At 70.6% G+C, this 7323-nt stretch carries 7 protein-coding genes and 2 pseudogenes; 3 read left to right on the top strand and 6 right to left on the bottom strand.

Annotation, left to right across the window (positions count from 1 at the left end):
• Positions 1-194 (bottom strand): annotated as a pseudogene (locus AB0M20_RS18615) (hypothetical protein); the annotation flags it as partial.
• Entirely contained in the window at positions 187-1488 is a 1302-nt protein-coding gene (locus tag AB0M20_RS18610) for a reverse transcriptase family protein (protein WP_364299650.1), read from the bottom strand. The pseudogene AB0M20_RS18615 and the gene AB0M20_RS18610, both read right to left, overlap by 8 nt.
• A 269-nt stretch (positions 1489-1757) precedes the next feature.
• Between AB0M20_RS18610 and AB0M20_RS18605 the strand changes: the two genes are divergently transcribed.
• Positions 1758-2330 (top strand): hypothetical protein, encoded by a 573-nt coding sequence (locus tag AB0M20_RS18605; protein WP_364299648.1) that lies wholly within the window; start codon positions 1758-1760, stop codon positions 2328-2330.
• Between the two features lie 42 nt (positions 2331-2372).
• On the opposite strand, the gene AB0M20_RS18600 is transcribed toward AB0M20_RS18605, so the two are convergent.
• The 3 genes from AB0M20_RS18600 to AB0M20_RS18590 all read right to left on the bottom strand — a co-directional run bounded on the left by AB0M20_RS18600 (position 2373) and on the right by AB0M20_RS18590 (position 4765).
• On the bottom strand, positions 2373-3332 hold the full coding sequence (locus tag AB0M20_RS18600; RefSeq protein ID WP_364299646.1) for a hypothetical protein: 960 nt from the start codon (positions 3330-3332) through the stop codon (positions 2373-2375).
• Between the two features lie 122 nt (positions 3333-3454).
• Positions 3455-4171: an SDR family oxidoreductase gene (locus AB0M20_RS18595; RefSeq protein WP_364299644.1), complete on the bottom strand. Its 717-nt coding sequence runs from the start codon at positions 4169-4171 to the stop codon at positions 3455-3457.
• Between the two features lie 51 nt (positions 4172-4222).
• Positions 4223-4765: a WHG domain-containing protein gene (locus tag AB0M20_RS18590; protein WP_364299642.1), complete on the bottom strand. Its 543-nt coding sequence runs from the start codon at positions 4763-4765 to the stop codon at positions 4223-4225.
• A gap of 61 nt (positions 4766-4826) precedes the next feature.
• On the opposite strand from AB0M20_RS18590, the pseudogene AB0M20_RS18585 reads away from it, so the two are divergent.
• A pseudogene (locus tag AB0M20_RS18585) lies at positions 4827-5188 on the top strand (DUF4267 domain-containing protein).
• Positions 5189-5197: 9 nt separating this feature from the next.
• Here the strand turns inward: AB0M20_RS18585 and AB0M20_RS18580 are convergent.
• Positions 5198-5986 (bottom strand): GNAT family N-acetyltransferase, encoded by a 789-nt coding sequence (locus AB0M20_RS18580; protein WP_364299640.1) that lies wholly within the window; start codon positions 5984-5986, stop codon positions 5198-5200.
• Between the two features lie 156 nt (positions 5987-6142).
• On the opposite strand from AB0M20_RS18580, the gene AB0M20_RS18575 reads away from it, so the two are divergent.
• Complete coding sequence (locus AB0M20_RS18575) at positions 6143-7156, top strand: RNA polymerase subunit sigma-70 (RefSeq protein ID WP_364299638.1); 1014 nt, start codon at positions 6143-6145, stop codon at positions 7154-7156.
• Positions 7157-7323 lie beyond the last annotated feature (167 nt).

The following is a 7323-nucleotide window of genomic DNA, read 5'->3' as shown; positions in this document are numbered from 1 at the left end:
GGTGTGCCGTGCGGATGCAGCACCCAATAGAGGCCGTTGATGCAGCCGAGACCGTAACGACTCACGTAGGCTCGGTAATCGCTCGGCAGCGGAGAGGCCACCTGGCGGTCGACCGCATCCCAGTCGACCGGTGCCGGTCCTGGCGATGGTGGCGGCACCAGATCGATCAGCCGAGCGAGAGCGTCATCAGGCATCGGGACCGCCGAGCGTTGCTAAGCGAGAGGTCTGCGGCTCGAGCGCCGCCGAGAGCAGAGCCTGCAGCTTGGCGGCCCGGACGGGGTGGCGATGGGAGGTCCAGGCGACACGGCCGGCAAGATGAGCCGCGAAGTCCGGATGGCCCTCGCGGTTCGCCGCCTCGAGGCCGTTCCTGGCGGCGTCGTGCAGCGTGGCCCGGAGCCGGTCGTAGTCGGCACGCGGCACGGCCGGACGGCTGTTGACCACCAGGCCGGCCAATTGCTGACGGTCGCCACGATGCCGGATCCGCGTCTTCCCCGGATGCACCGCAAAGCCTTCCTCGACCACGATGCGACGCACGTAGGTGATCAGATCATCAGTCCGGTGGACACCGAGGGCGCCGGAGAAGGCGAGGTCGTCGGCGTAACGCGAATAGTGCAGGTCGAATCGTTCGGCGAGGCCGGTCAGTCGCCGGTCCAGCCGGAACGCACACAAGTTTGCCAGCGCGGGCGAGGTCGGCGCGCCCTGCGGCAGGTGCGGCTGCCGCAGCAGCGCCGCCCACCTCGCGTCGGGGGCCCGCCGCAGAACGTGGGCCGGCGTCCGGGTGGTGACGATCGACGTCAGCGTGTGCGCGACCGGCTCCGGATATCCGGCCTGCCTGAACACCCGGTAGACCCGGGCGGCCGTGATGCCGGAGAAGAACGAGCGCAGATCCAGGCTCACCAGTACGGCGCGGCCCGCGTGCCCGGCGGCGAAGGTGTGCACGCCGCGCCCCGGCACGAACCCGTGCGCCCGATCGTGCACCGGGATGACCGCCAGCACCTCGTCGAGCAGCCGACGCTGCAGGGAGCGAAGCCTGGGTTTCGGTGCCTCGATCAGCCGATGGGGCAGCCACGTGTAACGGTAGTGCCGCAGCCGTTCATCACGGGCATGACGGTTGATCTCGCGCCGGTCGGCGAACCAGTCCAGCATGTCATCGTCGAGATCGAGGAAATCGGCGAGGACGCCGAGATCGTCCAGTCGCGGTGCATTCCACCGCATGCGGACGGCCCGGGTCGGCGCGGCCACCCGTCGGCGGATGATCGCGCGATGCACCCCCACCCGCCGGAACGGCGGCAGCCGGTCCAGCTCGGCCAGGAAGCCGGCCAGCTCCCGCGGCCGATCGGTCGGCGCATCCCGATAGGCGCCGAGGACCGCGGCCACCAGCGGTTCCACCCAGCGGAACCGCCGGCCGAGGACCGTGGCGGCCGCCTCGAGCAGCGCCTCGGACTGCCACGGCCCGGCAAGGAAGGCATCGGCGAGCGCGCCGGCCACCCGCGATGCGGGTTGGCGCCGGGCCGCGTACCGGACAAGGGCGGCAGCGTGTCCCGACGATGCCCGGTCGTGCCTGCGCCTGCCTGCGCGAAGCGCAGAGTCGCGCCGGCGATGTGCTGCGGTGGTCAAACCTTCGCCCTCGGGGTTACCCCGAAGCGACCATCGACGCGTCGCGAACGACGCCCGACGGCCAGCTCGGAACACGCTGCCATCCGTGCAGCATAGAGCCGCACGACGGCGCGGTGGACCTTGCAAGCTACCGTGCGGGTGTGTCGATCGACGCCGCCGGAGCGTACGAGGTCCGTCAAGGACGCGTACGCACCGGTGCCGTGCTACTGCTGTCGAGTGTGGTGCCGGCCGGGCTCATGACGCTCGGGCTCTGGCACTGGCCGGACAACCGTCAGCTGTTCGTGGTCGGGCTCGTTCTCGCGCTGGTGGTGGGCGTGGTCGTGGCCGGACGCGTCCGGCGGGCGGCCCGGCGCGAGGTGCTGTTCGCCATCGACGCCGACGGCGTGGTCCTGGGTCCGGACGACTGGAACGGCCGCCGGCAGCGAGAGCCCTGGGCCGCCATCGACGCCGTCGTCCACTTCCGGGCGCGGATCGACACGAGCGATGACTTCGAGTACGTGCGGCACGTCGGCGTCGTCCGCCACGGTGAGATCGTCGGCTACCGCCGAGTGGAGGGCTGGACGTTCGACGGCCGGCGCGCGGCCGCGGCGGTCACCGGCTTCGGCCGCGGCATCCGCCTGGTCGAAGCCCCGGCCCAGGACGACCTTCCCGGCAAGCGGGGCACGCCCATCCCCCTGCCGCACGCCTGGGTCACGGCCAACATCGGCCGGTGAAGCCGGCTCAGCACGTACCCCACAGCCGTTGAACCTCGATCGTCATGCCGGGACGTTCAGGGTCAGCTTGTGGACCGCGCCCTCGTCGAGGAGCTGCACTTCGAGCCGGTACCTGCCCGGGCTGCCGCCCTCCGGCCACCTGATCTTCCAGGCGGCCTCGACGTCGTGGGTCTTCTTGCCCCGTGGGGAGTTGTAGCCGATGAACTGATCGGCGGACTGCGACGAGTCGTCCGGCAGACGAATCTTGAACTTGTCCTCGGACACCAGCACGAGGTTGTACTTGCTGTCGTTCTGCGTATCCAGGTAACAGACGATCAGGCGGAAGTCCTTCTCCACCTGCTCGTGCTTGTTCGGGTAGTCGGCCCGCAGCGCACACTCGTTGAACCGGACCGTACCGTCGCCGGTCTTCCTGGTCACCGCCTTGTCGATGAGCGGCTTCGGCGCCAGGTCCACGACCTTGCCCGTTTCGTTGAGCGGGATCTCCGCCTGCACCTCGTTGCTGTCGCCGAGCAGCACGACACCCGACTTGAGGTCACCCACCTGAGCGCCCGGGTCGACCTGGAAGTTGACGGTGGCCTTGGTGTTGTCGCCGGCAGCGAGACTGCTCATCTTCGGCTTCAGTCCGCCCGTGAAGCCGGCGTCCTCGAACTTGATCGTGAAGCCGACGTCGCCCGAGACGCCGGACTTCGCGATGTTCTCGATCGCGACTTCCGCGGTGAGCGGCGAATCGTCACCGCCGAAGCCGGACGCCTCGACCGACGGATCGTAGGACACCGAAACCAGGTTCACCGTCAACCCGTAGACGGTCGCGGACTTGTTCACCTGGACCGTCTGCGCGCCGCCGGCCGGGTTGCCGCCGATTCCGGAGTTCTCCGAACCCGAGCCGGAGCTGTTGCCGGACGCGTTCTTGTCATGGCGATCGCCACGCTTGCTCCGGACACCGCAGGAACTCAGCGGCAGCAGCGTTGCAACCAGCAGGACGACGACAGCCTTGCGGAACATTAGCCCTCCTCTATTGAACCGGTTCAGTCCGGGGTAGCAGCCTGGCACACGACCGCGCGAAGAGCCAGGCTCCGCATCGACTTAAGGCAATTTTCAGGTACGCCTGATTCGCGGCGAGTCGGCTATCGGAGGACCATGCCGGCGCCGACCTCGATGACCTGCCCGGTCGTCTTGGCGGCGTCGTCCGAGACGAGGTAGCGCAAGGTGCCGGCCATGTCGTCCGGAACCAGGACGCCGGGGATCGCCTGCACCGCGGTCGCACTCACCGGAGGCGGGGGCAGCTCGAGTTCGCCCTCGGTGGCGACCTCCCCCGGCGAGATCGCGTTCACGGTGATGCCGTCCCGGCCGTAGGACCGGGCCAGTGATCGGGTCAGCCCGATCAGAGCGGCCTTGCTGGACACGTACGACGGCCCGGACGGCCCACCCAGCCGTACGGTGGCGGAAGCGATGTTGACGATCCGCCCCCACCGGCGCTCTGCCATGCCGGCGGCGAGCGCCCGGGCGAGCACCATGGGTGCGGTCACGTTGACCGCGAACGTCTGCTGCCACTCGACGTGCGAGAGGTCGCGGATGTCCACGTTGGACGCGCGAGCGGCGTTGTTCACCAGCACATCCACCGCGCCGGCGCGAGCTGCCAGATCGACGACCGCGTCCACGTCACGCAGATCGGCCTCCAGCACGACGGACTCCGCGCCGCGTTCCCGGCAGCGTGCGGCGACGGCCTCGGCCTCCGGGGCCGCCGCGAGATGGTGGATGAGCACAGTGCGACCGGGCGCGGCAAGTCCGGCGGCGAGAGCGGCACCGATCCCCCGCCGCGCCCCGGTGACCAGTACGCGCATTCGCACAGCCTAGATCGCGGCGAAGACCGAAGGTCTGCGCGTCGCGCATAGTCAGTGGGTCTCCTGCTGGGTGAGCATGCGATGGGCGAGGTCGAGCCGCGCCCGGGCCTGGGCCTGACGGAGGCGCCCGCCGGCCTGGAGGGTGGCCAGGCCGTGCAGCGTCGACCAGGTGACCTCCGCGCGCGTGCCGTCGGCATCGGGAAAGGCGTCGCGGATGCCGGAGAACGCCCGCCTGAGCGGTTCCGGGGTGTCGTCTGCCGCGAAAGCCAGCCCCGACGGCATTGAGAACATCGCCTCGTACGTCCTGGGATGGGCGGTGGCGAACTCGAGGTAGGCGCGCATCCGCGCCAACGGCGAGACCTCCACAGCCTCGAGGGCGGCGGCGATGGCGCTGAAGCCGTGCAGTGCCACCGCGTCGAGGATGGCCTGACGGCCGGCGAAGGCCGAGTAGAGCACCGGCTGGGTGACGCCGAGCTCCGCGGCGAGACGGCGCATCGTGACGGCGGACCAGCCCTCGGACTCCGCGAGGTCGCGCGCAGTGTGGATGACCTGTTCGCGTCTCAGCTGGAGGTCCGGGGCGGGTCGGGGAGACATGCACGTACGATAGCATTGTTAGATAACGTCGCTAGACACACGCCGGAAGGACCTCCCCGCCATGCAACTCGCCGCCCTGCTGGTCGCGCTCCTCGCCTGTGCCGCGATCATCGCCATCGGTGTCCGCTTCCTCCTGACACCTCGCCGGGCGACGCTCGCGTTCGGCGTGCCCGCCGAGAGCCTCCGCGCCCTGACCGAGATCAAAGGCATCCGCGATATCACCTCGGGGTGGTGCTGCTCGTAGTCTGGGCCGCCTCCGATCGCACGACGCTCGGCTGGTCGCTGATCGCCGCCGCGCTCACGCCGATCGCGGACGCCGTGATCGTGGTCAGAAACGGCGGGAAGCCCTCCGCCGCGCTGGGCATCCACGGGCTCACCGCCGGGCTTCTCCTGGCGGCCGGCCTGGTCCTGGCGCTGGGGTAGCCGTCGCGGTCACGTCGGCGGCGACCATTGGTAGTGCGTGGACGTGGTGATGTCGTGGAAGCCGCACCGGCGCAGGATCGGCGCGCTGGCCGGGGAGGCGTCGACGTGCAGCAGCCGAAAGCCGCGGACGACGGCCTCCGTGGCCCGGGCGGCGAGAATCGCACGGTAGAGGCCGCGTCCCCGCCAGTCCGGCGATGTCGTGCCGCCGAGCAGAGCGACGAAGTCGGTGCCCGGGCTGTACACCGACCAGGCGGTGCAGACCAGCCGATCACCGGCCTCGGCGACCATGACGGTGATCTGGCCGGGGTCCGCCGACACCCGGGCGATGAGGTCGGCCGCGACCCAGGAGCAGTCGAACCCCCACACCTCGGTCTGGTGGCCGGCGATGCGGTGCAGGTCCGCGGCTTCGCTGACTTGCCGCAGCACGACGCCGTCGGGCAGGACCGGTTCGGCGGCCACCTCCTCGGCGAAGCCGAGCAGCACCGCCGACGGCTCCTCCGGTACGAAACCGGCCGCGACCAGGCGATCGGGAAGATCCGCGGGCAGGTCGTGGGCCCGGAGCTTCCACTCGACGCCCTCGCCCCGGGCCCGGAAGAAGTCTCGCTGGCGGGCGATCAGGCGGTCGAGCTCGGCGCCGGTGACGCCGACGTCGCGCGGCGCCCGGATCCGTCCCACGTGCGAGCCGACGATCCTCAGGACCGGACCGTCGTACTCGTAGGTCAAGCCGGACGGGACGGCGCCGGTCGGCATGCGCATCTGCGCGTCGTAGGCGGCCAGCAGACCAGCGGTGTCGACCATGGTCATATGGTGCCGCAATCAACCGGACGATGTTCCTCGATATCCGCCGGTGACCCGGTCACGAGCATCGGCCGGCGTCTCCACTCCGAGTGATGAGTTGTCAGGCCCCCACGCGTCACACCTACGACGGACACGATGAGGCGGAAGGATGACGCGATGAGGGCGGACATGCGGCTGAAGGAGCTGGGCATGGGCGGGCTGGGCGGAAGCCGGCTGAGCGAGGTCGACGAGCCGGCGTTCTCGGGGCTGGCGGAGCGGCACCGGCGGGAGCTGCACGTGCACTGCTACCGGATGCTCGGCTCGTTCGAGGACGCCGAGGACACGGTCCAGGAGACGTTCCTGCGTGCCTGGCGGCGGCGGGAGACCTTCGAGGGGCGGTCGACGTTCCGGGCCTGGCTGTACCGGATCGCCACCAACGCCTGCCTGGACCTGCTCGCCAAGTGCCGCCCGCAGCCGGCGACCGGCGGCGAGGTGCTGTGGCTGCAGCCCTACCCCGACCGGCTGCTCGACGAGCTGCCCGCGGGTGACGCGGACGAGCCGGAGTCCGTTGCCGTCGCACGGGAGACGATCGAGCTGGCGTACCTGGTCGCCGTCCAGCACCTCGCGCCGCGCCCGCGGGCCGTGCTGATCCTGCGGGACGTGCTCGGCTGGCCGGCGAAGGACGTCGCGGAGCTCCTCGGGGACTCCGTCAACTCCGTGAACAGCGCGCTGCAACGGGCCCGCGCCGGCATGCGGGAAAACCTGCCCGCCGAGCGGCAGGACTGGACCGGCGGTCGGGAGGATGCCGGGACCCGCGAGCTGGTGCGCCGGTATACCGAGGCCAGCGTGGCCACGGACATCGGCCGGCTCGCCGCAATGGTGCGCGACGACGTCCGCAGCTCGATGCCGCCCACGCCGGGCCTGCAGGTCGGCCGCGACGCGGTGGTCGGCTACTGGGTCGAGAGCGGCTTCGCGGGCATGCAGAATCTGCGTGCCGTCCCCACCTCCGTGAACCGGCAGCCCGCCGTCGCCTTCTATCACTGGCAGAAGCGGGAGGGCGCGTACCTGCCCCTGACGATCGACGTCCTGCGCGTCACCGGCGGGGCGATCACCGAGATCATCACGTTCCACGACGACCAGTTCCCGCGGCTCGGGCTGCCGGAGCGCCTGCCGGCCGACGGCGAAGAGTAATCCCGGTGCGGGAGGAACGACATGAATGACATCGGAGTGGTCCCAGGCCCGGCACCGGGCCGTACCCATCGGCTCCGCAAGCTCGTCGTCACCGGCGTCATCGCCACGCTCGTCGCCATGGTGACCACCGCCCTCGCCGCCGGCCTTGCCCGGGCCGCCGGCGTCGA

Origin of the sequence: Actinoplanes sp. NPDC051633 (assembly GCF_040681735.1) — a bacterium.
Taxonomy (GTDB): Bacteria; Actinomycetota; Actinomycetes; order Mycobacteriales; family Micromonosporaceae; genus Actinoplanes.
Note: the sequence above shows the minus strand (reverse complement) of the source record. Positions and strands in the feature narration are given on the sequence as shown.